This window comes from Pseudomonas sp. S3E17, assembly GCF_024168685.1.
Taxonomy (GTDB): domain Bacteria; phylum Pseudomonadota; class Gammaproteobacteria; order Pseudomonadales; family Pseudomonadaceae; genus Aquipseudomonas; species Aquipseudomonas marginalis.
The window spans coordinates 6,332,425-6,354,786 of sequence record NZ_JALJWE010000001.1 but is presented as its reverse complement, the minus strand read 5'-3'; the positions used below and the strand labels follow the sequence as shown (position 1 = coordinate 6,354,786).

At 61.6% G+C, this 22,362-nt stretch carries 28 protein-coding genes and 1 tRNA gene; 20 read left to right on the top strand and 9 right to left on the bottom strand.

Annotated features, from left to right (window positions below):
* The first annotated feature begins 5 nt into the window (after nucleotides 1–5).
* From J3D60_RS28820 to J3D60_RS28775, 10 genes are all read left to right on the top strand, one after another.
* Nucleotides 6–821 carry an ABC transporter permease gene (locus tag J3D60_RS28820; protein ID WP_253493607.1) on the top strand — a complete coding sequence of 272 codons (816 nt, stop codon included), beginning with the start codon at nucleotides 6–8 and terminating at the stop codon, nucleotides 819–821.
* Nucleotides 818–1,582, top strand: coding sequence for an ABC transporter ATP-binding protein (locus tag J3D60_RS28815; RefSeq protein ID WP_253493604.1), 765 nt, complete (start codon nucleotides 818–820; stop codon nucleotides 1,580–1,582). Before J3D60_RS28820 ends, J3D60_RS28815 begins: the two co-directional genes overlap by 4 nt.
* Nucleotides 1,579–2,304 carry an urea amidolyase associated protein UAAP1 gene (locus tag J3D60_RS28810; RefSeq protein WP_253493601.1) on the top strand — a complete coding sequence of 242 codons (726 nt, stop codon included), beginning with the start codon at nucleotides 1,579–1,581 and terminating at the stop codon, nucleotides 2,302–2,304. The genes J3D60_RS28815 and J3D60_RS28810 overlap by 4 nt, the downstream gene beginning before the upstream one ends.
* 9 nt (nucleotides 2,305–2,313) lie before the next feature.
* Nucleotides 2,314–2,943 carry an urea amidolyase associated protein UAAP2 gene (locus J3D60_RS28805; protein WP_253493598.1) on the top strand — a complete coding sequence of 210 codons (630 nt, stop codon included), beginning with the start codon at nucleotides 2,314–2,316 and terminating at the stop codon, nucleotides 2,941–2,943.
* Between the two features lie 163 nt (nucleotides 2,944–3,106).
* Nucleotides 3,107–6,712, top strand: coding sequence for an urea carboxylase (gene uca, locus J3D60_RS28800; RefSeq protein ID WP_253493595.1), 3,606 nt, complete (start codon nucleotides 3,107–3,109; stop codon nucleotides 6,710–6,712).
* A 47-nt stretch (nucleotides 6,713–6,759) separates the two neighbouring features.
* Complete coding sequence (locus tag J3D60_RS28795) at nucleotides 6,760–6,966, top strand: cysteine-rich CWC family protein (RefSeq protein ID WP_065938870.1); 207 nt, start codon at nucleotides 6,760–6,762, stop codon at nucleotides 6,964–6,966.
* Nucleotides 6,956–7,648, top strand: a complete 693-nt coding sequence (locus J3D60_RS28790) for a pseudouridine synthase (protein WP_253493593.1) — start codon at nucleotides 6,956–6,958, stop codon at nucleotides 7,646–7,648. Before J3D60_RS28795 ends, J3D60_RS28790 begins: the two co-directional genes overlap by 11 nt.
* A gap of 304 nt (nucleotides 7,649–7,952) precedes the next feature.
* A complete protein-coding gene (locus tag J3D60_RS28785) occupies nucleotides 7,953–8,837 on the top strand; it encodes an alpha/beta fold hydrolase (RefSeq protein ID WP_092487854.1) in 885 nt (294 codons plus the stop codon).
* A gap of 110 nt (nucleotides 8,838–8,947) precedes the next feature.
* A tRNA-Gly gene (locus J3D60_RS28780) sits at nucleotides 8,948–9,021 on the top strand.
* Nucleotides 9,022–9,279: 258 nt separating this feature from the next.
* Complete coding sequence (locus tag J3D60_RS28775; protein WP_253493591.1) at nucleotides 9,280–9,585, top strand: DUF6482 family protein; 306 nt, start codon at nucleotides 9,280–9,282, stop codon at nucleotides 9,583–9,585.
* A gap of 68 nt (nucleotides 9,586–9,653) precedes the next feature.
* On the opposite strand, the gene J3D60_RS28770 is transcribed toward J3D60_RS28775, so the two are convergent.
* The gene (locus J3D60_RS28770; protein WP_027604347.1) at nucleotides 9,654–9,893 is read right to left on the bottom strand and encodes a DUF6124 family protein; all 240 of its coding nucleotides are present in this window, start codon (nucleotides 9,891–9,893) and stop codon (nucleotides 9,654–9,656) included.
* Nucleotides 9,894–10,318: 425 nt separating this feature from the next.
* Here J3D60_RS28770 and J3D60_RS28765 point away from each other — a divergent pair, with 425 nt between their 5' ends.
* Nucleotides 10,319–10,561: a DNA-binding protein gene (locus tag J3D60_RS28765; protein ID WP_051429321.1), complete on the top strand. Its 243-nt coding sequence runs from the start codon at nucleotides 10,319–10,321 to the stop codon at nucleotides 10,559–10,561.
* A gap of 12 nt (nucleotides 10,562–10,573) precedes the next feature.
* Here the strand turns inward: J3D60_RS28765 and J3D60_RS28760 are convergent, their stop codons facing one another.
* Together J3D60_RS28760 and J3D60_RS28755 are read right to left on the bottom strand one after the other, a co-directional pair.
* Nucleotides 10,574–11,758 carry an MFS transporter gene (locus tag J3D60_RS28760; RefSeq protein WP_253493589.1) on the bottom strand — a complete coding sequence of 395 codons (1,185 nt, stop codon included), beginning with the start codon at nucleotides 11,756–11,758 and terminating at the stop codon, nucleotides 10,574–10,576.
* Entirely contained in the window at nucleotides 11,755–12,918 is a 1,164-nt protein-coding gene (locus J3D60_RS28755; protein WP_253493587.1) for an MFS transporter, read from the bottom strand. Before J3D60_RS28755 ends, J3D60_RS28760 begins: the two co-directional genes overlap by 4 nt.
* Before the next feature lie 95 nt (nucleotides 12,919–13,013).
* Here J3D60_RS28755 and J3D60_RS28750 point away from each other — a divergent pair, with 95 nt between their 5' ends.
* From J3D60_RS28750 to J3D60_RS28730, 5 genes are all read left to right on the top strand, one after another.
* Nucleotides 13,014–13,910, top strand: coding sequence for a LysR family transcriptional regulator (locus tag J3D60_RS28750; RefSeq protein ID WP_065938865.1), 897 nt, complete (start codon nucleotides 13,014–13,016; stop codon nucleotides 13,908–13,910).
* Between the two features lie 164 nt (nucleotides 13,911–14,074).
* The gene (locus J3D60_RS28745) at nucleotides 14,075–14,257 is read left to right on the top strand and encodes a type II toxin-antitoxin system HicA family toxin (RefSeq protein ID WP_003189411.1); all 183 of its coding nucleotides are present in this window, start codon (nucleotides 14,075–14,077) and stop codon (nucleotides 14,255–14,257) included.
* Between the two features lie 22 nt (nucleotides 14,258–14,279).
* Nucleotides 14,280–14,690: a type II toxin-antitoxin system HicB family antitoxin gene (locus tag J3D60_RS28740; RefSeq protein WP_053136883.1), complete on the top strand. Its 411-nt coding sequence runs from the start codon at nucleotides 14,280–14,282 to the stop codon at nucleotides 14,688–14,690.
* Between the two features lie 88 nt (nucleotides 14,691–14,778).
* Nucleotides 14,779–15,120: a hypothetical protein gene (locus J3D60_RS28735; protein WP_253493585.1), complete on the top strand. Its 342-nt coding sequence runs from the start codon at nucleotides 14,779–14,781 to the stop codon at nucleotides 15,118–15,120.
* A 93-nt stretch (nucleotides 15,121–15,213) separates the two neighbouring features.
* The gene (locus tag J3D60_RS28730; RefSeq protein WP_253493583.1) at nucleotides 15,214–15,714 is read left to right on the top strand and encodes a methylated-DNA--[protein]-cysteine S-methyltransferase; all 501 of its coding nucleotides are present in this window, start codon (nucleotides 15,214–15,216) and stop codon (nucleotides 15,712–15,714) included.
* On the opposite strand, the gene J3D60_RS28725 is transcribed toward J3D60_RS28730, so the two are convergent.
* The gene (locus J3D60_RS28725) at nucleotides 15,715–16,497 is read right to left on the bottom strand and encodes a GNAT family N-acetyltransferase (RefSeq protein WP_065938862.1); all 783 of its coding nucleotides are present in this window, start codon (nucleotides 16,495–16,497) and stop codon (nucleotides 15,715–15,717) included. It lies immediately after the preceding gene.
* A gap of 178 nt (nucleotides 16,498–16,675) precedes the next feature.
* Between J3D60_RS28725 and J3D60_RS28720 the strand changes: the two genes are divergently transcribed.
* Nucleotides 16,676–17,101, top strand: a complete 426-nt coding sequence (locus tag J3D60_RS28720; protein WP_027604355.1) for a low affinity iron permease family protein — start codon at nucleotides 16,676–16,678, stop codon at nucleotides 17,099–17,101.
* A 54-nt stretch (nucleotides 17,102–17,155) separates the two neighbouring features.
* Here the strand turns inward: J3D60_RS28720 and J3D60_RS28715 are convergent, their stop codons facing one another.
* The 3 genes from J3D60_RS28715 to fos all read right to left on the bottom strand — a co-directional run bounded on the left by J3D60_RS28715 (nucleotide 17,156) and on the right by fos (nucleotide 18,908).
* Nucleotides 17,156–17,683, bottom strand: a complete 528-nt coding sequence (locus J3D60_RS28715) for a DUF4142 domain-containing protein (protein WP_027604356.1) — start codon at nucleotides 17,681–17,683, stop codon at nucleotides 17,156–17,158.
* 118 nt (nucleotides 17,684–17,801) lie between these two features.
* A complete protein-coding gene (locus J3D60_RS28710) occupies nucleotides 17,802–18,443 on the bottom strand; it encodes a LysE family translocator (protein WP_027604357.1) in 642 nt (213 codons plus the stop codon).
* 54 nt (nucleotides 18,444–18,497) lie between these two features.
* Nucleotides 18,498–18,908: a fosfomycin resistance glutathione transferase gene (fos, locus tag J3D60_RS28705; RefSeq protein ID WP_253493582.1), complete on the bottom strand. Its 411-nt coding sequence runs from the start codon at nucleotides 18,906–18,908 to the stop codon at nucleotides 18,498–18,500.
* A 100-nt stretch (nucleotides 18,909–19,008) separates the two neighbouring features.
* On the opposite strand from fos, the gene J3D60_RS28700 reads away from it, so the two are divergent.
* Entirely contained in the window at nucleotides 19,009–19,248 is a 240-nt protein-coding gene (locus tag J3D60_RS28700; protein WP_065928241.1) for a CopG family ribbon-helix-helix protein, read from the top strand.
* Nucleotides 19,238–19,522 carry a type II toxin-antitoxin system RelE/ParE family toxin gene (locus J3D60_RS28695; RefSeq protein ID WP_253493580.1) on the top strand — a complete coding sequence of 95 codons (285 nt, stop codon included), beginning with the start codon at nucleotides 19,238–19,240 and terminating at the stop codon, nucleotides 19,520–19,522. The genes J3D60_RS28700 and J3D60_RS28695 overlap by 11 nt, the downstream gene beginning before the upstream one ends.
* 7 nt (nucleotides 19,523–19,529) lie before the next feature.
* Here J3D60_RS28695 and J3D60_RS28690 read toward each other — a convergent pair whose 3' ends face one another.
* The gene (locus J3D60_RS28690; RefSeq protein WP_253493578.1) at nucleotides 19,530–20,438 is read right to left on the bottom strand and encodes a LysR family transcriptional regulator; all 909 of its coding nucleotides are present in this window, start codon (nucleotides 20,436–20,438) and stop codon (nucleotides 19,530–19,532) included.
* 77 nt (nucleotides 20,439–20,515) lie between these two features.
* Here J3D60_RS28690 and J3D60_RS28685 point away from each other — a divergent pair, with 77 nt between their 5' ends.
* Entirely contained in the window at nucleotides 20,516–21,004 is a 489-nt protein-coding gene (locus J3D60_RS28685) for a DMT family transporter (RefSeq protein WP_065938859.1), read from the top strand.
* Here the strand turns inward: J3D60_RS28685 and J3D60_RS28680 are convergent, their stop codons facing one another.
* The gene (locus tag J3D60_RS28680) at nucleotides 21,005–22,336 is read right to left on the bottom strand and encodes an MFS transporter (RefSeq protein ID WP_253493577.1); all 1,332 of its coding nucleotides are present in this window, start codon (nucleotides 22,334–22,336) and stop codon (nucleotides 21,005–21,007) included.
* Between the last annotated feature and the right edge of the window lie 26 nt (nucleotides 22,337–22,362).

The following is a 22,362-nucleotide window of genomic DNA, read 5'->3' as shown; positions in this document are numbered from 1 at the left end:
CGGCCATGCGCCTGATCAACCGTCACCCGGACCGCTCCAGCCGCCTGCTGTTGGTGCTGCTGCCGTTCGCCCTGCTGCTGTTCGCCTACTTCGTGGGCTCGGCCGAGCGCCTGGCGGACAACCCCAACGACAAGCTGCTGCCCGGTGCCGGGCAAATGCTTGACGCGGTAAAGCGCCTGGCCTTCAACGCCGACACTCGCACCGGCGAATACGTACTGTGGCAAGACAGCGCCTCCAGCCTGCGGCGCCTCGCCATCGGCCTGGGGATCAGCGCCCTCGCCGGCCTGTGCCTGGGGATCGCCGCCGGCACGCTGCCGCTGTTTGGCGCGCCGCTGTCACCGTTGCTGACGGTGCTGTCGATGGTGCCACCGCTGGCGATCCTGCCGATCCTGTTCATCGTGTTCGGGCTGGGGGAATTGTCCAAGGTGATGCTGATCGTCATCGGCGTCACCCCGTGCCTGGCCCGAGACCTGGAACAGCGCGCGCGGGAAATTCCGGTCGAGCTGCTGGTGAAAGCGCAGACCCTCGGCGCCTCCACCTGGACCCTGATGCTGCGTGTGGTATTGCCGCAATTGCTGCCGCGCCTGTTGATCTCGCTGCGGCTGATGCTCGGCTCGGCGTGGTTGTTTTTGATCGCCGCCGAAGCCATCGCCTCCACCGACGGTTTGGGCTACCGGATCTTCCTGGTACGACGCTACCTGGCGATGGACGTGATCCTGCCTTACGTGGTGTGGATCACGCTGCTGGCGTGGCTGATGGACTGGGGCCTCAAGGCCCTGACCCGGCGTGCGTTCCCCTGGTACGAAGGAGCGCGGGCATGAGCTTTATCAGCGTCAATAATGTGTGGCAGCGCTATGGCGACCAAGTGGTGCTCGAAGGCCTCAACCTGCAGGTCGCCGAGGGTGAATTCTGCACGCTAGTGGGCACGTCCGGCTGTGGCAAGTCGACCTTCCTGCGCCTGCTGCTAGGCCAGGAAACCGCGAGCAAGGGCCAGATCCTGCTGGACGGCCAGGCCCTCGCCGCCGAGCCGGATGCCAGCCGTGGCGTGGTGTTCCAGCGCTATTCGGTGTTCCCACATCTGACTGTGCTCGACAACGTCGCCCTCGGCCTGGAACTGCCACGTTCTCGCCTGCTGGGCCGGCTGTTCGGTAAAGCCAGGAAGGACGCCCGCGAACAGGCTGCCGTGCTGCTGCACAAGGTCGGCCTCGGCCAAGCCCTGGACAAGTACCCCGCGCAGCTCTCCGGCGGCATGCAACAACGCCTGGCCATCGCCCAGGCCCTGATCATGAAACCCCGCGTGTTGCTGCTGGACGAACCCTTCGGCGCCCTCGACCCGGGCATTCGCAAAGACATGCACCAACTGCTGCTGGAACTGTGGCGCGAAACCCGGCTGACGGTGTTCATGGTCACCCATGACCTGAGCGAAGGCTTCAGCCTCGGCACGCGCCTGCTGGTGTTCGACAAGGTTCGCGTCGATCCCCACGCCCCCGGCGCCTATGGCGCACGCATCACCTACGACATCCCTTTGAACAGCGAACGCCGCAAGGCGCTCGCCGCCGAACTTGGAGCCACGTCCAAATGACCGATTCCACCCAACTGTTCCCACCCTTCGCCGAAGAAATGCTGCCCGGGGGCGGCCACCGTTCGTTCGTGCTCAAGCGCGGCCAACTGCTGCGCCTGACCGACCTGCGCGGCGGCGCCAACGTCAGCCTGACCCTGCTCAACGCCAACGAAAAAACCGAGCGCCTGAACCTGCCCGACAGCCTCAAATGCCAACACACCGCCAAGCTCACCACCGGCCATTGCCTGTACTCGGACATGGGCCGCGTGCTGGCCGCGATCACCGCCGACACCTGCGGCTGGAGCGACAGCATCGGCGGCGTGCTGTGCGCCGCCGAAGTCGCCGAGAAATACGGCCAGGGCCGCTACCAGGAACTGCGCAATGGCTTCTTCCGCAACGGCACCGACAACCTGTTGGTGGAGTTGGGCAAGTGGGGCCTGGGCCTGTCCGACCTGCTGATGACCCTCAACCTGTTCAGCAAAGTCACGGTGGACAGTGACGGTGGCCTGCACTTTGTAGCGGGCCATTCCAAGGCCGGCGACTACATCGAGCTCTACGCGCCGATGGACACCCTGGTAGTGCTCACTGCGCTGCAACACCCCATGGACCCGAACCCGCACTACGCGCCGCAACCGCTGAAACTGAGCTGGATGAACGCCGACAAAAGCGTCGCCGAACACTGCCGCATCTCGCGCCCGGAAAACGAGCGCGGCTTTATCAACACCGACCGCCTGTTCGCCTGAGGAGCTGCCATGTCTATTGCACTGAAACAACCGGACGCGGCCGTGTACCGCGCCACCATCCCCGCCGGCGAACCGTGGCTGATGGAGGTCAAGGCCGGGCAGACCCTGCGTATCCTCGACCTGGAGGGCAACCAGGCCGTCGACACGTTGTTCTACAGCGTGAAAAACCCCCGTGAGCGCTACGACGTGCAGCGCACGTTGCGCCGGCAGAACAGCGTGTACCTGGGCATCGGCAGCGTGCTGTATTCCAACCTCGGCCAGCCGATGCTGACCATCGTCGATGACACCTGCGGGCGCCACGACACCCTCGGCGGCGCCTGCGCCCAAGAGAGCAACACCGTGCGCTACGCCCTGGAAAAACGCTACATGCACAGCTGCCGCGACAACTACCTGCGCGCCTGTGCCCACGACGGCCGCCTGGGCAAAGGCGACATCGGGCCGAACATCAATTTCTTCATGAATGTGCCGGTGACGGCCGACGGCGGGCTGACCTTCGAAGACGGCATTTCCGCCCCCGGCAAGTACGTCGACCTGCGCGCCGAGATGGATGTGATCGTGCTGATCTCCAACTGCCCGCAGTTGAACAACCCGTGCAACGCCTACAACCCCACCCCTGCGGAGCTGCTGGTATGGAACTGAAACTCAAGCGCCTGCGCCGTTGGCTGTTTGCCCTGTGCCAATCCCGCAGCGGGCAGTGCATCCGAAAACAATAGCGCGCCAATGTGGGATCCACACTGACTGCACACACTGCGGACGACCGCAGTGCTCCCCCACTTTGCGGGACGGCCCGCAGGGTTTTGCCATGTTCGAAAAACTGTTGATCGCCAACCGTGGCGCCATCGCCTGCCGCATCCTGCGCACCTTGCGCGAGCTGCAGGTCAAGGGCATCGCCGTGTACGCCGAGGCCGATGCGGCGAGCCTGCATATCCAGCAAGCCGACGAGGCCTACAGCATCGGTGAAGGCGCAGCGGCCAGTACGTACCTGGCGGTGGACAAAATCCTCGCCACCGCCAAGGCCTGTGGGGCCAAGGCGATCCATCCCGGCTACGGCTTCCTGTCGGAGAACGCCGCGTTTGCCGAAGCCTGTGAAAACGCCGGCATCGCCTTTGTCGGGCCGACACCGCAACAACTGCGGGTATTCGGCCTCAAGCACACCGCCCGCGCCTTGGCCAAGCAACACAAGATCCCGCTGCTGGAAGGCACCGAACTGCTCGACAGCCTCGCCTCTGCGTTGCTGGCCGCCGACGCCGTGGGCTACCCGGTGATGCTCAAAAGCACCGCCGGCGGTGGCGGTATCGGCATGCGCGTGTGCCGCAGCAGCGTGGAGTTGAGCGAGTCCTTCGAGGCGGTCAAACGCCTGGGGCAGAACAATTTCAGCGATGCCGGCGTGTTTATCGAGAAGTACATCGAGCACGCGCGCCACCTGGAAGTGCAGGTGTTCGGCGACGGCGCCGGTGGAGTGATCGCCCTCGGCGTGCGCGACTGCTCGGTGCAACGGCGCAACCAGAAAGTCCTCGAAGAAACCCCGGCGCCGAACCTGCCCGAAGGCATGGCCGACGCGCTGTGCGCCGCCGCCATCACCTTGGCCAAGGCCGTGAACTACCGCAGCGCCGGCACCGTGGAATTTATCTATGACAGTGCTGACGGGCGCTTCTACTTCCTCGAAGTGAACACGCGCTTGCAGGTGGAACACGGCGTCACCGAACAGGTATGGGGCGTGGACCTGGTGCGCTGGATGGTGCAACTGGCGGCCGGGGAAATGCCGCCGCTGAACACACTCGAGTTAACCCCCCGGGGCCACGCGATCCAGGCGCGCCTGTATGCCGAAGACCCGGGCCGCGATTTCCAGCCGAGTCCCGGCTTGCTGACCTGTGTGGATTTCCCGCAAGCCGAGGGCCTGCGGATCGACACCTGGGTGGAAGCCGGCTGCGAGATCCCGCCGTACTTCGACCCGATGATCGCCAAGCTCATCACCTGGGCGCCCACCCGCGAACAGGCGCGCCTGGATCTGCACCGGGCGTTGAGTGACAGCCGGTTGTACGGCGTGGAAACCAACCGCGATTACCTGCGCCAAATCCTGCTGGCACCGGCCTTTGCCAATGGTCGGCCGTGGACACGGTGCCTGGAAGACCTGGTCTACGTGGCCGCCACGTTTGAAGTGATCAGCGCAGGCACGCAAACCAGCGTGCAGGACTATCCCGGCCGCCTCGGCTACTGGGCCGTGGGCGTGCCGCCGTCGGGGCCGATGGACAGCCGCGCGCTGCGCCTGGGCAATCGCCTACTGGGCAACGACGAGGGGGCTGCGGCGCTGGAAATCACCCTGAGCGGGCCGCTGCTGCGCTTCAATTGCGCGGCGGTGGTCGCCGTGACCGGTGCTGAAATCCCGCTGCGGTTGAATGATCGAGCCGTGCCAATGAACACCGCGTTGTTGATTGAGGCCGGGTCGGTGCTGAGCCTGGGCACCCTCGCCGGCGCCGGGGCGCGCAGTTACCTGTGCCTGCGTGGCGGGCTGCAAGTGCCGGACTACCTGGGCAGCAAAAGCACCTTCACCCTCGGCCAGTTTGGCGGGCATGGCGGTCGCGCCTTGCGGGCAGGCGATGTGTTGCATCTGTTGCCGTTGGAAGACCGGAACGCCGGGCAACAATCAGTCGCTGAACCGCTGCCGGAGGTCCGCACACTGCGGGTGATTTATGGCCCTCACGGCGCGCCGGAATACTTCCTGCCGGCGTACATCGACACGTTCTTCGCCACGCAGTGGGAAGTGCATTTCAACTCCAGCCGCACCGGTGTGCGGCTGATCGGGCCCAAGCCATTGTGGGCACGCACGGACGGCGGCGAAGCAGGGCTGCATCCGTCGAATATCCATGACAACCCCTATGCCATCGGCGCCGTGGATTTCACCGGTGATATGCCGGTGATCCTGGGGCCGGACGGACCGAGCCTGGGCGGTTTCGTATGCCCGGTGACGGTGATCGAGGCGGACCTTTGGCAACTCGGCCAGCTCAAGGCCGGTGACAAGATTCGCTTTGAACCGGTGGACCTCAAGACCGCCCGCGACCTTGCCCTGAACTGGGATCAAAAGGATGCCGAAACCCTGTGGGAGCAGAGCTTGCTCGCGATGGGATCAACTCGGTCAGCCGCCCGCATCGAGCAATTGGCATCCCCCATCATCCTGGACATCGGCCACGCCGACACCCGCCTGGTCGCGCGCCTCGCCGGCGACACCCACCTGCTGCTAGAAATCGGCGCACCGGAGCTGGACCTGGTGCTGCGCTTTCGCGCCCATGCCCTGATGCAGGCCTTGGAAACCCGAGCGCTGAAAGGCGTGATCGACCTGACGCCCGGGATCCGCTCGTTGCAGATCCACTACCAGCCGGAACAACTGCCCCTCGCCGACCTGATCGCACTGATCAGCCACGAGTGGACCGCCGTGTGCACCCGGCAAAACCTGCAGGTGCCCTCGCGCATCGTGCACCTACCGCTGTCCTGGGACGACCCGGCGTGCCAGCTGGCCATCGAAAAATACATGACCACCGTGCGCAAGGACGCCCCGTGGTGCCCGAGCAACCTGGAGTTCATCCGTCGCATCAACGACCTGGCCAACCTCGATGAAGTGCGCCACACCGTGTTCGACGCCAGCTACCTGGTAATGGGCCTGGGCGACGTCTACCTCGGCGCGCCGGTGGCCACGCCGCTGGACCCGCGTCATCGCCTGGTGACCACCAAATACAACCCGGCCCGCACCTGGACCGCCGAAAATTCGGTGGGCATCGGCGGCGCGTATTTGTGCGTGTACGGCATGGAAGGGCCCGGCGGTTATCAGTTTGTCGGGCGCACCTTGCAGATGTGGAACCGCTATCGCGAAGTGGCGGCGTTTGACGGCAAGCCGTGGCTGCTGCGCTTCTTCGATCAGATTCGGTTCTATCCCGTGAGCGCGGATGAGCTGGTACGGATTCGTCGGGATTTCCCCCTGGGACGCTTCGAACTGAGCATTGAGCAAAGCACGCTGAACCTGGCGGATTACCAAGGGTTTCTTACGCGGGAAGCCGCGAGCATCGGCGCGTTTCGTGAGCACCAGCAGCACGCCTTCAATGCCGAGCGCGAACGCTGGATCGCCAGCGGCCAGGCGCATTTCGACAGCGAAGAACTCGCGGCGCCAGCGGCGCAAGACACGCCGCTCAAGGCCAATGAATACAGCATCGACAGCCCTATCGCCGGCAACCTCTGGCAGGTGCCGGTGGCCGTGGGTGCGCGGGTTGCCGCCGGGGATGTGCTGGTGATTCTGGAGTCGATGAAAATGGAGATCCCGGTGCTGGCGCCCTTTGCCGGTGTAGTGCGGGAAATCCCGGTGCAGCCGGGCAGCGGCATTGGCGCCGGCCAACGGGTCGTGGTGCTGGAACGGGACTGACCGGCGCTGTATCGTGCAGGGACTTCCGAGGCCCTGCCCCAGCGACCATGACCACGCCAACCCTTTGCCCCGCCTGCGGTGCCCGCAACGATTGCACCCTGGCCGACCCACGCACCGCCGACCAGCCGTGCTGGTGCTACAGCGTCACCATCGACCCGGCGGTGCTTGAAGCGCTGCCCGATGCATTGCGCAACACGGCCTGCCTGTGCCCGCGCTGTGCTCAGGTGGATGAGCAGCTTCGCAATGCGCGTTGACCGTTTCCTCAGCAACCTGCCGCGTTTCAATCGCCAGCAAGTGCGCGTGTTGCTGGTGGAGCGGCGGGTGACGGTGGATGGCACGGCAGTCAGCGACCCACATCATGAAGTGCGCGAATTCAGCCGCGTGTGCGTGGACGATGACGTACTGCAGGCGGGTAAAGCGGCGCGCTACTTCATGCTGCACAAACCCCAGGGCTGCGTCAGCGCGACCTCGGACCCGCAACACCCGACCGTCCTGGACCTGCTGGATGAGCCGGACAAAGGCGAGCTGCATATCGCCGGTCGCCTGGATTTCAACACCACCGGCCTGATGCTGATCACCAACGACGGCCAGTGGTCGCGGCGCCTGACGCAACCGCAGACCAAGTTGCCAAAAGTCTATCGGGTAGAAACGGAGCAGGACATCGGCCCCGAATACGCGGCAACCTTTGCAGCGGGCCTTTATTTCGCCTTTGAAGACCTGACCACGCAACCCGCCGAGCTGGAGCTGCTGGGGCCACGCCTGGCCCGGCTGAGCATCATCGAAGGCCGCTATCACCAGGTGAAGCGCATGTTCGGGCACTTCAACAACAAAGTGATCGGCCTGCACCGTGAGCGAATGGGCCCGTTGGAATTGGATACAGCCCTGGCGCCGGGCAAATATCGGGCGCTGTCCGAGGAAGAAATCCGACAGGTCTGACGACCGTTCGGCCGGTGATGGCAAAAACCCATTTGAGCGACTTGCGGCATCCCCGGTCTACTGCTTGAATCAAACCGTCAGCCAAATTATGACTGACGAGTCGCCTATAACCTCCAAGAAACACCTTGCCCCGCCCGCGCTTGATCTACGGGCCTCCCAGGCAAACAGCCCGCCCTAACAACAGCCGTCGGCCAGCCGTCATCGGACCGACATGGGCTCTCATCTTCCAGGCGTATGCCTACCTGTCATAAAGCTCGTGCAGAGTGATCTGCGCGCCCTACCCGCTTGCCAGGAGTCTTACGACATGAGGCCAGAAATCGCTGTGTTGGATATACAGGGTCAGTATCGGGTTTACACGGAGTTCTACCGCGCGGATGCTGCTGAAAAGACCATCATCCTGGTCAACGGCTCGCTGGCCACCACGGCCTCCTTCGCCCAAACCGTGAAAAGCCTGTACCCGCAATTCAATGTGGTTTTGTACGACCAGCCCTACGCCGGTCGCTCCAAAATCCATAACCGTCATGAGCAAATGCTGACGAAGGAAGTCGAAGGCCAGATCCTCCTGGAGCTGATCGACCACTTCGCCGCCGAGCACGTGCTGTCCTTCTCCTGGGGCGGCGCCGCCACCCTGGTGGCCCTCGCCCAGCGGCCACGGCATGTGGAAAAGGCGGTGATCAGCTCGTTCTCGCCGGTGATCAACGCGCCAATGCGCGACTACCTGGAGCGTGGCGTCGACTACCTCGGCAACCTCGACCGCGACCGCGTCGGGCACTTGATCAACAGCACCATCGGCAAACACCTGCCGTCGCTGTTCAAGCGTTTCAACTACAAGCATGTGAGCAGCCTGGCCGAGCACGAATACGGGCAGATGCATTTTCACATCAGCCAGGTACTGCACAACGACCGCCTGTGCTACCTCAAGGCCGCGCGGCAGATCGATGTGCCGGTGCTGTTTTTGAACGGCGAATGGGACGAATACACCAGCGCTGAAGACGCCAGGCAGTTCGGGCAGTACGTGACGAAGAGCAGCTTCAGCACCATCCAGGCGACGGGGCATTTCCTGGATATGGAGCACAAGGCCGCCTGCCGGGACAGCCGGGACGCGGTGGTGGGCTTTTTGAAACCGGAACGGCAGGCCAGCCGATTGCGTTATCACCAGGGCCAGACGCAGCATGCATTCGCCATCTGAAATGAAGGCTTTCCGTGGCGAACGGACCTGCTCGCCACGGAAAGCTGCACAAATTCCGAAGAAAAACTTCAAATCCCGGCGCACATCTGGTACAAAGTCAGCCGCTCTGAGCGGGTGTCGTATAATGGCATTACTCCAGCTTCCCAAGCTGATAACGAGGGTTCGATTCCCTTCACCCGCTCCACTCAGACATAGATTCCACGCCGGCAGGGTTTTGGCGGGGAATGCATAAAAAAACCGGTCCTTGGTGGCCGGTTTTTTTATGGGTGGGATTTGAGATTCAAAAATAGAGCGCGCACAAACCTGTACAAATTTTATTTATTGTATAGGTATCATGCTTCGAGCGGCGGCACTTCGCCCCGCACCTTCGAAGAGCCAGGCCATGAGTGGGGCCAGGTCACGTTGTTTTTCGTCACCAATGAGCCCTAAGCGAGGGTTAATCATGAATATGCAAATGCTGACCGAGCTGGCCGGGAAAGGCGAAATACGTGAGCTGGAGTTGCTGTCCCTGGAGGGTGGTTTCTATATCGCTCGCGTCAGGCTGGAGCATGTCGAGGCGACGTTACTGGACGATCAGGGCAAGCCGATGCGCATCGGTTCCACCACGCATTTACGCGACCTGTTGCAGCGGGTTCCGCCGTTTCCTTGCGTACTGGTGCAGCACTGCGTTCACGATGAAATGTGCGGTACGCGTGAAGGGCCTATCGGTGCGTTGCGCATTCCGTTTTCGCTGGCGGCGACACTGTAAATCCTGGCTCCCCTCCCCCGTGGTATGGGCGGCCTGGGAAGGCAAGCCGTTTACACCGTACGAGTGGCCTACGCGGCTCGGTCCACGCGGTCCTGAACAGCCTCGACCAGCAGCAGGCCCAGTTCAATCATCTGCTGAATGGCCAGGGCCAGGTAGCGCTGTTGAGAGGGCAGGCTTTCGACGAACTCGTGGGTCATGGCACCTGCACCGGCGATGGTTTCGTAGGCGTTGGCGAGCAGCGCTTGAGTGTCGATTTCGGGGCGGACGCTGAACAGTTTTACGGATGGATTGCATGAGTCAGTACACATCTGTTGATCCTCGGTAAGGACCACCACCCACAGGGTAAGGGTGGCAGCTGTACGCAGGTTAGTAGACCGGGAAGTTCTTAGAACCGGCGCGCTCGAAAGCGCCCTGCATACAGCTACCGTCAAGCACGGGCACTAAAGTGCCTAACTCAACGAACAGCTACACGCCAAGAACTATATCGGGCTACTAAACCCGACCGCTGATGAGCAGCGGCTGACGAACCTTAAAGAGGTCGTCCAAGGCGCACAACTCGGACTAGTCTGATCGTTGTGTAGGCAATGCCGCAAGGTTCAGACCCATGCTCGAAGCGTGAAGAAATCGAAGCTTTTGGCAACAAATAGCCGTTGAAGAACGTTTGAATTCAACCTACCACTCACATCATTGTCCATGACCCCAGCCCACCAGAAATGCATACGCAGGTTTGATCATGACTCAGCCATTGACCGCTTTCGATATTGTTGACCTGCTCGACAGCCAGGAAGCCATCCACGAATACCTTTCTCAGGTTATTGCAGAGGGTGATAAATCAGAGTTCCTAAGGGCTGTCGATTTTGCGGCCAAAGCCCGTGAGAAAATTCGGGCAGAACTGGCGATGGTTGAGTCCAGCCGAGAACCTCAGCCGTTCGACTCCGTGGCATTTAAGCAAAAAATTCCAAGTACCCGAGAGTGAGCCTTTTAAGCCTCAACCCCCACTCCTCTGCACCACCCACGCCAACGGCAACGTCACACCCAACATCCCCGCCAACACCATCACCGCCACCGGCACGCCCAGCACATCCCCCACTGCACCAAACACCACCGGCGCCAGCGCGCCACCGCCAATCGTGCCGGTGTAGAACAGCGCAAACGCCTGCTCGCGCTTGCCCGCGCCGGCAAGGTCGGGCACGGCGCCGTACAGCACCGAGGAGGTGCCATTAAGCACTAGGCCCAACAGCGGCAGCATCACCATCAACCCGCTGAGCGGCAGGTACACCGCTGCGACGATCAGCACTGCGGTGCTGGTTTCCGTGATCCATACGGTCTTCATCATGCCGATGCGTGCGCCGAGGTAGCCGCAGAACAGTTTGCCGAAGGCACCACCGATGAACAGCAAGGTAAGGGCGAGGCCGATGCCAGCAGTACCGGCGCCCTTGGCTTGCAGCAGGAACGGCAGGAAAGTGAGAAATCCCATGCGCACGGCGCTGTCGAGGGTGCCGGTGAGGATCAGCGCGCGCAGGCCCGTGGTGGAGCCGCTACCCCTGAGGGGCTTGGCTTTTTTTGCGGCGGTGGATTCGGATGCTTGAGCAGGAATCAGCCACCACAACAGCCCCGCCGCCGCCAGGCCAAGCAGGCTCAGCAACGTGGCGCTGGCCTGCCAACTGATGACGGTGAGCAGCAGCCCGACCAGACCAGGAATCAAGGTTTTGCCGATGTCGCCGGAGAAGTTGTACTGGGACAGCGCCTGCTTGACCCCGCCCCCGTCCTCGTAGGCGTCGGTGATCATCGACGAGGCCAGTGGGTGCTGGGTGCTGGCGCCCAGGCCGCCGAGCAGCAGCGCCACCAGCAACACAGCCAGCCCTGTCGCCTGCCCCACCAACAAGTAGGCAACACCCGCCAGCGCCGTGCCGCCCACCAGCATCGGTGTGCGGCCCCAGCGTCTGGCGGCGCGGCTGGCCAACAATTGGAACACGGCCATCATCCCGGAATAGGCACCACGCAGCAGGCCGATCTGGGCGTAGGACAAGGCGAACTGAGCCTGCCAGACAGGCAGCAAAACGTAGATCACATCAGTGAGCCCATCATGCACGGCATGGGCGCTGCAACCGGCGAACAAGGCGCGACGGCGCGTCGATGATTCGGGCGAAGGCACAGCGACGGTGTCGTTCATGGTGCAGGAATCAGCTCAGGTTTAAGGGGCTTCCAGCCGGTCAAGGCGATCAACAAGGTCAGCAGCTGGAAACCGATGATCAGCACCACGCACCCGACCCAGCCCCAGCGTTCCCAGATCAGCGCCGGGACAATGGCGCCGCCGCTGCCGCCCAGGTAATAACAGGTGAGATACACCCCGACAGCACCCGTCTTGTTATCGCCTGCGGTGGAAGTGATAAACCCATTGGCGGCAGCTTGGGCGAGAAACACACCGGTGGAACTGAGCGCCAGGCCCACGACGATGCACCACAGGGAGGGCATCAGGGTCAACGCCGAACCACTGACGCCCAGCACGGCGGCGACACCCAGCAGTTGGGCATGGGGCCGGGCTTTGCTTAAGCGTCCAGCGATGGGGATCACGATCAACGCTAACAGGAACACCATGTACAGCGTCCCCAACGCCGCAGGCCCGAGGTTGAACGGCGGCAGGCCCAAGTACAAACCTGCGTAGGTAAACGCCGCGACTTGCGAAAACAACACGCAGAAGCCTACGGCGTATGCGGCCAACAGCGGCCGGCGAAATACACCTGACGAAGAGGCTTTAACCTGCACGGTCCGCGGGCGGTTGGCCGGCAACAGAAACTGGATGAATCCGCCCACCATCAAGCTCAGCACCGCGAGCACTTCAAAGGCCTCGCGCCAGCCCACATACTCGGTCATGACTCCGGTGACGAAGCGCCCGGCGAACCCGCCCAACACGGTGCCCGCGACGTAGAGACTCGTCACCTCTGTGACCGTGCCGCCGCTCCAGCGGTCGCCGATGTAGGCCACACTGGTGGCGAACAGTACCGGGATCAGCATGCCCTCGACAAAGCGCCACACCAGAACTTCGGCAAAGCTGTCGGCATAAGCGGTCATCAATGCCGGCACCGCCAGCAGCACAGCGGCCACCGAGATCACCCTGCGTTGTGCAAAACGTCCGGTCAGGCGACTGACGAAAGGTGCCGTGATCGCCACCGCCAGGGTGGTGACGGTGATGCTCCACCCCGCCTCCTTGGCACTGATATGAAAGTGCGCGGCAAACGTCTGGAGGATGCTTTGGGTCGCATAGAGGTTGAGAAACGCCGCGCAGCCACACAGGAACAGGGCAAGGCGGGCACAATGCAGGCGCAGTTTCATGAAACCTCTCGTTTTATTTTGAAAGGTCTTTATAGAATGGCCGGCAGGTCTTGAACCAATACCGAATTCGGACCGATTGATACCCAAGGATCAGGATGCTCGACCTACGCAAGCTGCGTTACTTTCTGACGGTCGCCGAAGAATTGCACTTCGGTCGCGCCGCCCTGCGCCTGCACCTTGCCCAGCCGCCGTTGACCCGGCAGATTTCGGCACTGGAAGCAGAGCTGGGTTTCAAGCTGTTCGATCGCACCAGCCGCACGGTGACGCTCACCGCCCAGGGCCGCGCGTTCCTGCCCTATGCCCGTGGCGTGCTGGAACAGGTTGAATTGGCACAGGTGATCGCCAGTAAATTGGCTGCTGGCACCGCCGGGCAACTGGCTCTGGGCTATGTGAGTTCCATCGCCCTGTCGGACCTTTTCAGCCAGTCAATCCAGGCCTTTGCCCAGCGCTTTCCCGATGTGCAACTGACCCTGGTGGAATGCGCCTCCGGCAGTCTCGGTGCGCAAGTGGCCGATGGTCGGCTGGATATTGGCTTGAGCCGGCTGTTGCCACAAAACGACGCAGTGCAAACGCTGTCGTTGGGCGAGGAACCCTTGGTGGCAGCGGTGTCGAGTGACAGCCCGTTGGCCAGCCAGGCCGAGATCAGCCTGGCGCAGCTCAGTGCCTATCCTTTGATTCTGTTTCCAGCCGATTACGGCTCGGGGCTGAACCAGTCCATCGAGCAGCTTTACCGCCACCATGGCGTGCCCCTGCATGCCGGACCGACCGGACGGCAGATCACTTCGATCATTGCACTGGTGGCCGCCGGGCAAGGGGTCGCGCTGGTACCGGCCTGTACCCGGAGTTTGATGAACAAGGGCGTGACTTATCGGCCTTTGGTGGAGGCAGATGCGTGTGCGCGATTGTTGGTGCTGACACCGACCGAAAGACACAGTGTGTTGATTGACGCGTTTCTTGCCGTTATCGAAGAGGCATTACACATCCGGCAATGATCCGAAAAACCTCGCAATACCTCCCCAGAGCGCCGATCCCACTCGCTCTTACACTGCATTCACCATCTGCCGAAATACCGGTCATCGAAGACCGGTAGGTAGAGTGTTGATAATTTATTTTCAGTGGTTATAGTCACCACCAACACACCCCACAAGGAGGTGCTGTGGATAGCCGATACTTGATAGGTCACATCGTCGCAGACGGCTGGTACCTGGTGCGCATCAGAGGCAGTCATCACCACTTCAAGCACCCGACGAAGCCTGGCTTGGTGACGATCCCCCATCCAAAGAAAGACCTGTTGGACAAAACCGCCAAGAGCATTTTGAAACAAGCTCTGTTGAGTTAATCGTCCCTGGAGGACAACGAACATGCTGTACCCCATCGCAATTTCAACCGGTGACCAAGACCACGCCTGGGGCGTGGAAGTCCCGGATATTCCCGGTTGCTACTCTGCCGGTGACGACCTGGACGACGCCATGGCCATGGCGCGCGAAGCCATCGAAGGGCACTTCGAAATCCTCGCGGAAGACGGCGCGCCGATCCCTAGCGCCCAGAAGGTCACCGTGCATGCCGCCAACCCTCAGTACGCCGGCTGCACTTGGGCGGTTGTAGACATCGATGTCACCAAGTACCTGGGCAAGGCGCAAAAACTCAACATCACGTTGCCGGGCTACCTGCTCAACCGCATCGATGAATATGTACTGCACCACCCGGAGGAAAAAAGCCGCTCCGGCTTCCTCGCGTCGGCGGCGCTCAAAGTGCTGCAACAGGATCGGTAGCTGCAACGGGAGCAAAGTCTGAATGCGGCACTGCATCCATAGCGTGATGATGTCGCTTCATTGAGATTGCGGCCCCAAGGTTATTGCCATGATTGAACCCAAACAACACACATCCTCACCCGTATTGCGCCAAGTGCTCGGCTGGGTGCTGGTGTTACCACTGCTGGTCGCGCTGGTGCGGCTTCCGTATCCCTTGGGGCTGGGGCTGGCGCTCGGATCCATCGCCGCATCCGTCTACGGCGTAGTGTTTGCCAGGCGCCATGCCAGCCGAGGCGTCACCGCATTCGCTGCAATCGTCACGCTGTTCAATCTGATTTCCCTGGTCGTCATCGGGGAGGCCTCAGTCATCATGGGGCTCTACAGGATTTTCTGGTTCTACTGGTACCCGTACTATTCCAACTGGGTTTACTGGAATTTCCAGGGCCAGTGAGAATTCCACCGCAAGAAACGTAGTGTTCAGTCCGGCGGATGGCATTACCGTAGGCCTGTAGCGTTTAACAACCGCCCTTCGAGGAGCCCGCTCATGTCCTACGAATACAAGCTCATGCCCTCCCCTGTCGGGGAACTCACCCTGGTGGCGCGCGATGGCAAGCTCAGTGCCATCCTGTGGGAAGTCGAGCGCGCCAACCGCGTGCGCCTGGGTCAATTGCACGAAGCCAACGACAGCCCGGTGCTGTTGGAAACCGAGCGCCAGTTGAAGGAGTACTTCGCGGGGACTCGCCACACATTCGACCTGGAACTGGATTTCGCCGGTACCGACTTTCAGAAACAGGTCTGGCAGGCGCTGCTGACTATTCCCTTTGGCGAAACCCGCAGCTACAGCCAGATCGCCCGACAAATTGGCAACCCGAAAGCCGTACGAGCCGTGGGCGCTGCCAATGGGCGCAATCCCATCTCGATCATTGCGCCGTGCCATCGAGTGATTGGTGCCTCGGGCACCTTGACCGGGTTTGCCGGAGGACTCGAAGCCAAGCAGTATCTGTTGACGCTCGAGGACCGTGGTCAAGGAAAAATGACCTTCTGATCACTGGCCTGCGACCGGGCCACGGACAAAAGACTGGTAGTCGAATAAATCTTCGAAACCCAACTTGCGGTACACCGAAACACCCTGCGTCGTTGCTTCAAGAAAACAGCGCCGGGCCCCCAGGCTCGAAGCATGAAGCAGCGCGGTTTGAATCAGTTGCGTGGCATACCCCTTGGCGCGGAACTCCGTGATCGTGCCGACATCGTTAAGCCGGGCCTCTCCATTGCACATGGACAGCGTCAACGAACACCTCACCTGCCCCTCAGTGGACAAGGTGAAGTGGTAAAGCGCTTGACCCACGTCAAGCGCCCGCTGGTGCCGTGCCTGATAACGCGTAACCCATTCAGGCGGGAGCAAAAACGCATTGCCAAGGGGAGCCGCCCAGCCTTCCAGGTTTCGAGTCAAGCTGACCTGTACAGCGCTGTCACGCTCCGATGAAACAAGGCGCGACAGATCGAGGGCCATCGCCGTGGTCTTTTCGGCTGCCTGAAAGCCGAGCCCCATCAGCACCGTACCTACCTGCGCGACCTTTTCCTCATGAATCACGATGCGTGTATTCATCAAGATACAGCGAATCAGCTCCATGGGCGCCGCCATGGCATCCCCCATCGGGGTGCTGCCTATCCGGATAAACAACAGGTTCGCAGGCTCGAAATACCCGTCGGTAAAATAAGCGTTGATACAGGCGTTGTAGCGACGATGCAGCGAGCAAGTGGCAGCGAAGTAATGATCTTCGGTCTGGTGATAAAGCGCGGTCAGGTCACAGTCGGCGTTAACGTGCATAGGGCGTTCCCGGATAAAATCCCAGTCTTGCCCCTCGCTCCATCGGCGTGCCGTAAGCTCACTCCTAAAAGTCCGGAAGAAAAACGCACAACGTTGTTCACACCCCAAGATGTAAAAAGAAATTTCAGAGCGTACCTGCGGTCAGTATTTTCATCACTCACCTTTAAGGAAAACGGTCATGAAATTCTCTGCAGTCTCACAATCCCTGTCCCGTTGGGCAGGCAGTGCCCGGACGTTCTATGCGGCGGTCGCGTTGATTTTCCTGTGGAGCTTGAGCGGTCCGTACTTCCACTACAACGACACCTGGCAGTTGATCATCAACACCTCGACCACCATCATTACCTTCCTGATGGTGTTCCTGATCCAGAACACGCAAAACCGCGATAACGACATCCTGCACATCAAGATTGACGAACTGCTGCGCGTCTCCAAGGATGCGCAGAACGCCGTGCTGAGCCTGGATGGCCTGGACCGCAAGGAGCTGGAAAAACTGCGCCAGGAATACCGCAGCATCGGCAACACCGGCACCGTCAGCCTGAACAGCAGTTGCGGCCACGCGGCCGATGACGCAGCCCCGAACAAAACCGACCTGAACCAGGCGTAAAAAAACGGCGGTTGGATAGGATCCAACCGCCGTTTTTCATATCAAGCGAAGGGCTCAACCATCGCCTTGATGGCCCTTACCGTAGGTCGAGGCCAGGGCTCGGGCCTTTTGCAGGCGCTCTTCCAGCTTGGGTAGCGTCTCATCCACCAGTGCCTTGATTTCCGGCACATCCGAGGCCGCCCCTTCGCGCTTGAACAGGGCAATGGCGTCTTCATTTTCCTTCACTTGCTGCGCGGTGTAGGCCGCGTCGAAGGAGTCGCCGTCCTTGAGTTCGGGCATCAGGGTTTCGGCCTTGTCGACGATCTTCTCCCGTGGGGCCACGGGCAGGTCGAGCTTCTTGGCGATCGCCGCCAAATGCTGGTTGGCCAGGGTGCGCTCGTTGATCACCTCGATGGTGTAGTCCTTGATTTCCTGGGACGAGGTCTTGGCGTGGGCCATGCGACTGGTTTCGATATCGGCCATGCCTTTGGCCGAAGCCTGCTCGATGAATTCAGCAGGCGACTGGGCGAAAGCATTGCTGGCGCCGAGGCCCAGCAGCATCGCGAAACTGGCGGTGCGTAACCGGATAGCCATGCGGCTCATGATGGGTTCCTCCAGGGCAAAAATAAGTGCGGGGAAAGACACCTCGCCCTGAATTCGAATTTTCAGGGCGGCAAAGGTTTAGAAAAAACTTGCCCGCGCGACGAACGGTCGTGCCCAGTCAGGCCGGTTTACTGCCGAACAGGCCTGGCAACGCATGGGCCAGGGCATTGATGGCGAAACCGATAAACATCACGCCGCAGAGCCTGGTGATGAGGATTTCATGGCGCTGATACACCGTGCGCACCCGCTGGGCACCGACCACGCCGATCAGGATCGCGTAGGCCAACAGGCCACCGACGAAGCTCAGGAAGATCAACGCCGGCAGCATCGACCAGGTTAGCAATTCGGCGCGGCTGGACAGCAATGCAGTAAATGTCGCCACGGCCACCGGATACGCCTTGGGGTTGGTCAAGCCGAACAGGATGCCGTGCCAGAACGGATGCCGCGCCGCGCCCTGGGGGGCTTCACTGCTGCGACGCTGGGTACGAATCGCGCGCCAGCCGAGCCAGAACAGGTACAGGCCACTGAGCACGCCGAGCACATCGAACGCGCTGCTGCCGACTTCCCGCGCGCCCACAATCGCGATCAGCGCCGTACTGCACCACAGCACATCGCCGAGCAAGTGCCCGCACAGAAACCCCGCCCCCGCACGACGGCCGCGGGCGGCGCCGATGCCAAACACCGCCAGTACCCCGGGGCCAGGCGTAATACCGTAGATAAAACCCGAAGCGAGGACGGCAAGCAGCAAGGAGGGGGTCATGGTCGCGACTCTGACAAAGCATGGGAAGGTGGACGGATTCTGCACGTTCCTGCGCTATGGGTAAAACCGCATTCCCGCATAGGGCTGGTCGCGGCAAGCCAGCAGGCGCGAAGCCAGGTCGCCCACATGGGCTTCGAGCTTATGGCCGTCGGGATCAAGGAAATAGAACGAGGCGCCTTCGCTGCGATTGTCGCGCCACGCTTGCACCTCGGCGGCGCGCAGGCGCGAGACCAGCGCAGCGAAATCACTCGCTGCGACAGTGAATCCGTAGTGGGTGTAATCGGCCGCCGGCTTCGAGTCGCGCAGCGGATCAAGGGACAGGCATAGCCATAGGCCCGGCAATGACAAATAGGCGCCGGTGTCCCAGGTGGCTTCGAGCTTGAGTTGCAACAACTCATGGTAAAACCCGACGCTGCGCTGCAAATCGGTGACCGACAGGGTCAAGTGATTGAGGCCTGAGAGCATGAGCATTTTCCTTATCGGATCCCCCTGACGAACGGGGGTAAATCATGAAGAGATGACAATGTAGTATGTTGCACTACACATCACTACATCGAGGCTCCCCATGTCTGTTATGTCCCTACGCATACCCGAAGACATCGCCGCCACGCTTGCCAGTCTCGCCAAGGCGACCGGGCGCAGCAAATCCTTTCTCGCAGTCGATGCATTACGCGAATACTTGACGCGCGAAGCGTGGCAAATCGAAGAAATTCAAAAAGCATTGAAAGAAGCAGACGCAGGCGAGTTCGCGACGGCTGCGGAGGTAAAAGCCGTTGCCGATAAATGGCGCACCAATGCAGGTTGAGTGGCTGAGGACAGCCCTCAAGAACCTTGATGATGAAGCCGCGTACATTGCGCAGGAAAACCCCAAAGCCGCCCATGAGTTCGTCCAGGCCATCATGGTTGGGCTAGAACATGTCGCTGAATTTCCTGCAATGGGAAAGGAAGGTCGAGTGCCAGGAACGCGGGAGTGGGTAGTGCCTCGATGGCCTTACATCGTTCCCTACCGGATTCGAGATGGACGATTACAAGTGATGCGAATTTTTCATACACATCGCCAGCCACCGACATCCTGGTAGCAACCATTCAGCCCTGTAACCCTCCCTGCACCTGCCCAATCAACCACTGCAACCCCGAATCCCCGCCCCGTCGCGCATGCCATGCCAGTTCAAAGGTAAACGACGGAATATGAAACGGCGGCGCCACGGCGACCAGATGCGGGTGATCAATATTCAGCAAACCTCGCGACGATACGGTGAGAATCAAGTCCGTGCCCTCGATCAACTGCGGCGCCACGCCCCAGTGCGGCAGGCTGATCGCCACATGCCGTCGCTCGCGAATCGCGGTCAGTGCCCGCTCGATTTCCGGCGCACCGCTGCCGCGCATTTCCAGCAGTACGTGGGGGCGCGACAGGTAGGTGGGCAGGTCGAGCGCACCGCTCTGCGGCAGGCTGTTGCGGTCCAGCAGGCAGGTGTAATGCTCTTCGAATAACGCTGCGGTGCGCAGCTCGGCGGGCATGTCGGGGAACACGCCGGCAGCCAGGTCGATATCACCGTTGAGCACGCCATCCACCATGCCTTCGCGGCTGGCCTGGATGATTTGCAGGTCGATACCGGGCGCTTCACGCCGCAGGACGCGAACCAGACCCGGCAGGAAAATCGCCGCACTGTAGTCCGACATCGCCACACGAAACCGACGCTTGGCCGATGCCGGGTCGAAGCGATTCGGCGCCAGCAGCGCCTGCACCTGGGCCAGGGCTTCGGCCAATGGCGCCGCCAACTCCAGGGCGCGGGCCGTGGGCACTAACGTGCCGCCCTGGCGCACCAGCAACGGGTCACCCAATAAATCGCGCAAGCGCGCCAGCGCGTGGCTCACTGCCGGCTGGCTGAGGTGCAAACGCTCAGCGGCGCGGGTGACGTGTTGCTCACTGAGCAAAGCGTCAAGGACCACCAACAGGTTAAGGTCGATGCGGCGCAGATCATTCATAAGCTGCATGTTCCGTATAAAAACTTGGAATTTAAATTTGCGCGACGAATAGCCTAGAGTCCAGCAAAACCTCTGGGAGATTCGCCATGACGACGTTGCATTGGGCCGGTTTGTTGCTATTGGCGGTGATCGCCGGGGCGATGGTACCGTTTCAAAGTGCGATCAATGCCAACCTCGGACGCGGCCTTGGGCACCCGCTGTGGGCCACCCTGGCGTCGCTGCTGGTAAGCATCCTCGTGCTGCTGCCGGTGATCGTGGCGCTGCGCCTGCCGCTTCCCGGTCTCGCATTTATCACCAAGGCGCCGCTGTGGATGTGGGCCGGGGGCGCGTTTGGCGTGTGCTTTATCGCGCTGGCGTTGACGCTGCTGCCCAAGCTGGGCGCGTCGGGGTTTATCGCCCTGGCCATGGCCGGGCAAATTCTCGCGTCGCTGCTGCTGGATCACTTCGGCCTGTTTGGCTTGGCGGAGCGCCCACTGACAACGCCCCGAATCCTTGGCGCGTTGTTGTTGATGGGCGGCGTGGCGTTGATTCAGTTCAGCGCCACACCGGCCCAAGCGCTGACAACCGCCGGCTGATCAGGCCTTGTCGAGGGTGCGCAGCTTTTGCGGCAGGCCCCACAGCAGCAGCGCCGCCGCCAACAACGCGCACACGCCGATCACATAGAGTGCCGGGGTGGTGCTGCCGGTAAGGTCCTTGATCCGCCCCACCATCACCGGGCTGACAATCCCACCGAACTGCCCGAGGGTATTGATCACCGCAATCCCGCCCGCCGCGCCTGCGCCGGCACCGGCCAGCAACTTGGGTGGCAGGGTCCAGAAGGTCGGGATCGACGCGATGATGCCGGCGCCCAACATGCCCAGGGCGATGATCAGGAAGGTGGTGTGATCGGCAAAGATCCCGGCACTGAAGAAGCCCACCGCGCCCAGCACCACCAAGCCGCAGACAAACTTGCGGCGCTCGCCGGTCGCGTCCGACAGCCGCCCGATCACCACCATGCTGATCGCGCCGCACACATAGGGAATCGCGGTGAGCAGGCCGATCATCACCGGGCTTTGGGTGCCGGCGCTGCGGATCAGCTGCGGCGCCCAGAAGTTGAGGCCGTAAGACGCCACCTGGATCAGGAAGTAGATAAACCCGAGCATCAGGAAGCCGGGAATGCGGATCGCCGACAGCAGTGAGCCGCCATGTGTGTTCGGCTCATGCCGGGCAATGCGGCTCGACAGCAGGGTCTTCTCAGCCGGCGTCAGCCAGTGCGCATCTTCGATACGGTCCTTGAGCAGGGTCAGCACCAGCAAGCCCAAGCCGATGCAGGGCAAGCCGCCGAGCAGGAACAGCCAGTGCCAGCCGCGCATCTGCAGCACGCCGTCGAGGTGTTCCAGCACCAGGCCGGAGAACGGCGCACCTACCAGGCCGGCAAAGGCGGACGCCAGGAACAGCATCGAGGTAATGCGCCCGCGGAAGTGCTGCGGGAACCACAACGTCAGGTAATACAGCACACCGGGCGCGAAGCCCGCCTCCATCGCACCGATGATGAAACGCAGGCCATAGAACTGCCATTCGGCGGTGACAAACACCATGGCCGCCGTGGCCAGGCCCCACGACATCATGATCCGCGCAATCCAGCGCCGCGCGCCGACCTTGTACAGCATCATGTTGCTCGGCACTTCAAAGATCACATACCCCACCACGAACAACCCGGCGCCCAGGCCGTAGGCGGTGTCGCTCAGGCTGAGGTCGGCCTGCAGCTGGAACTTGGCAAAGCTGATGTTGATGCGGTCAAAAAACGCGAACAGGTAGCACACCATGATCAGCGGCATCAGGCGCCAGGCGACCTTGCTGACCAGGGCTTTTTCGGCATCGATTTCAGCGGCCGGGCGCGCGCCGACCTCCAACGTATGAGTGCTCATGGTTTCTCTCCAGCGGACTGCTCACA

What these genes read in the sequence shown, in the direction of transcription:
- fos (WP_253493582.1), bottom strand. Translation starts at nt 18,908, where the DNA reads ATGCTCTCAGGCCTCAATCACTTGACCCTGTCGGTCACCGATTTGCAG.
- J3D60_RS28690 (WP_253493578.1), bottom strand. Translation starts at nt 20,438, where the DNA reads ATGCAGCTTATGAATGATCTGCGCCGCATCGACCTTAACCTGTTGGTG.
- J3D60_RS28815 (WP_253493604.1), top strand. Translation starts at nt 818, where the DNA reads ATGAGCTTTATCAGCGTCAATAATGTGTGGCAGCGCTATGGCGACCAA.
- J3D60_RS28750 (WP_065938865.1), top strand. Translation starts at nt 13,014, where the DNA reads ATGCTCGACCTACGCAAGCTGCGTTACTTTCTGACGGTCGCCGAAGAA.
- J3D60_RS28820 (WP_253493607.1), top strand. Translation starts at nt 6, where the DNA reads ATGCGCCTGATCAACCGTCACCCGGACCGCTCCAGCCGCCTGCTGTTG.
- J3D60_RS28710 (WP_027604357.1), bottom strand. Translation starts at nt 18,443, where the DNA reads ATGACCCCCTCCTTGCTGCTTGCCGTCCTCGCTTCGGGTTTTATCTAC.
- J3D60_RS28795 (WP_065938870.1), top strand. Translation starts at nt 6,760, where the DNA reads ATGACCACGCCAACCCTTTGCCCCGCCTGCGGTGCCCGCAACGATTGC.
- J3D60_RS28685 (WP_065938859.1), top strand. Translation starts at nt 20,516, where the DNA reads ATGACGACGTTGCATTGGGCCGGTTTGTTGCTATTGGCGGTGATCGCC.
- J3D60_RS28715 (WP_027604356.1), bottom strand. Translation starts at nt 17,683, where the DNA reads ATGAGCCGCATGGCTATCCGGTTACGCACCGCCAGTTTCGCGATGCTG.
- J3D60_RS28740 (WP_053136883.1), top strand. Translation starts at nt 14,280, where the DNA reads ATGCTGTACCCCATCGCAATTTCAACCGGTGACCAAGACCACGCCTGG.
- J3D60_RS28765 (WP_051429321.1), top strand. Translation starts at nt 10,319, where the DNA reads ATGACTCAGCCATTGACCGCTTTCGATATTGTTGACCTGCTCGACAGC.
- J3D60_RS28760 (WP_253493589.1), bottom strand. Translation starts at nt 11,758, where the DNA reads ATGAACGACACCGTCGCTGTGCCTTCGCCCGAATCATCGACGCGCCGT.
- J3D60_RS28695 (WP_253493580.1), top strand. Translation starts at nt 19,238, where the DNA reads ATGCAGGTTGAGTGGCTGAGGACAGCCCTCAAGAACCTTGATGATGAA.
- J3D60_RS28790 (WP_253493593.1), top strand. Translation starts at nt 6,956, where the DNA reads ATGCGCGTTGACCGTTTCCTCAGCAACCTGCCGCGTTTCAATCGCCAG.
- J3D60_RS28720 (WP_027604355.1), top strand. Translation starts at nt 16,676, where the DNA reads ATGAAATTCTCTGCAGTCTCACAATCCCTGTCCCGTTGGGCAGGCAGT.
- J3D60_RS28810 (WP_253493601.1), top strand. Translation starts at nt 1,579, where the DNA reads ATGACCGATTCCACCCAACTGTTCCCACCCTTCGCCGAAGAAATGCTG.
- J3D60_RS28785 (WP_092487854.1), top strand. Translation starts at nt 7,953, where the DNA reads ATGAGGCCAGAAATCGCTGTGTTGGATATACAGGGTCAGTATCGGGTT.
- uca (WP_253493595.1), top strand. Translation starts at nt 3,107, where the DNA reads ATGTTCGAAAAACTGTTGATCGCCAACCGTGGCGCCATCGCCTGCCGC.
- J3D60_RS28770 (WP_027604347.1), bottom strand. Translation starts at nt 9,893, where the DNA reads ATGTGTACTGACTCATGCAATCCATCCGTAAAACTGTTCAGCGTCCGC.
- J3D60_RS28730 (WP_253493583.1), top strand. Translation starts at nt 15,214, where the DNA reads ATGTCCTACGAATACAAGCTCATGCCCTCCCCTGTCGGGGAACTCACC.
- J3D60_RS28680 (WP_253493577.1), bottom strand. Translation starts at nt 22,336, where the DNA reads ATGAGCACTCATACGTTGGAGGTCGGCGCGCGCCCGGCCGCTGAAATC.
- J3D60_RS28755 (WP_253493587.1), bottom strand. Translation starts at nt 12,918, where the DNA reads ATGAAACTGCGCCTGCATTGTGCCCGCCTTGCCCTGTTCCTGTGTGGC.
- J3D60_RS28775 (WP_253493591.1), top strand. Translation starts at nt 9,280, where the DNA reads ATGAATATGCAAATGCTGACCGAGCTGGCCGGGAAAGGCGAAATACGT.
- J3D60_RS28725 (WP_065938862.1), bottom strand. Translation starts at nt 16,497, where the DNA reads ATGCACGTTAACGCCGACTGTGACCTGACCGCGCTTTATCACCAGACC.
- J3D60_RS28805 (WP_253493598.1), top strand. Translation starts at nt 2,314, where the DNA reads ATGTCTATTGCACTGAAACAACCGGACGCGGCCGTGTACCGCGCCACC.
- J3D60_RS28700 (WP_065928241.1), top strand. Translation starts at nt 19,009, where the DNA reads ATGTCTGTTATGTCCCTACGCATACCCGAAGACATCGCCGCCACGCTT.
- J3D60_RS28735 (WP_253493585.1), top strand. Translation starts at nt 14,779, where the DNA reads ATGATTGAACCCAAACAACACACATCCTCACCCGTATTGCGCCAAGTG.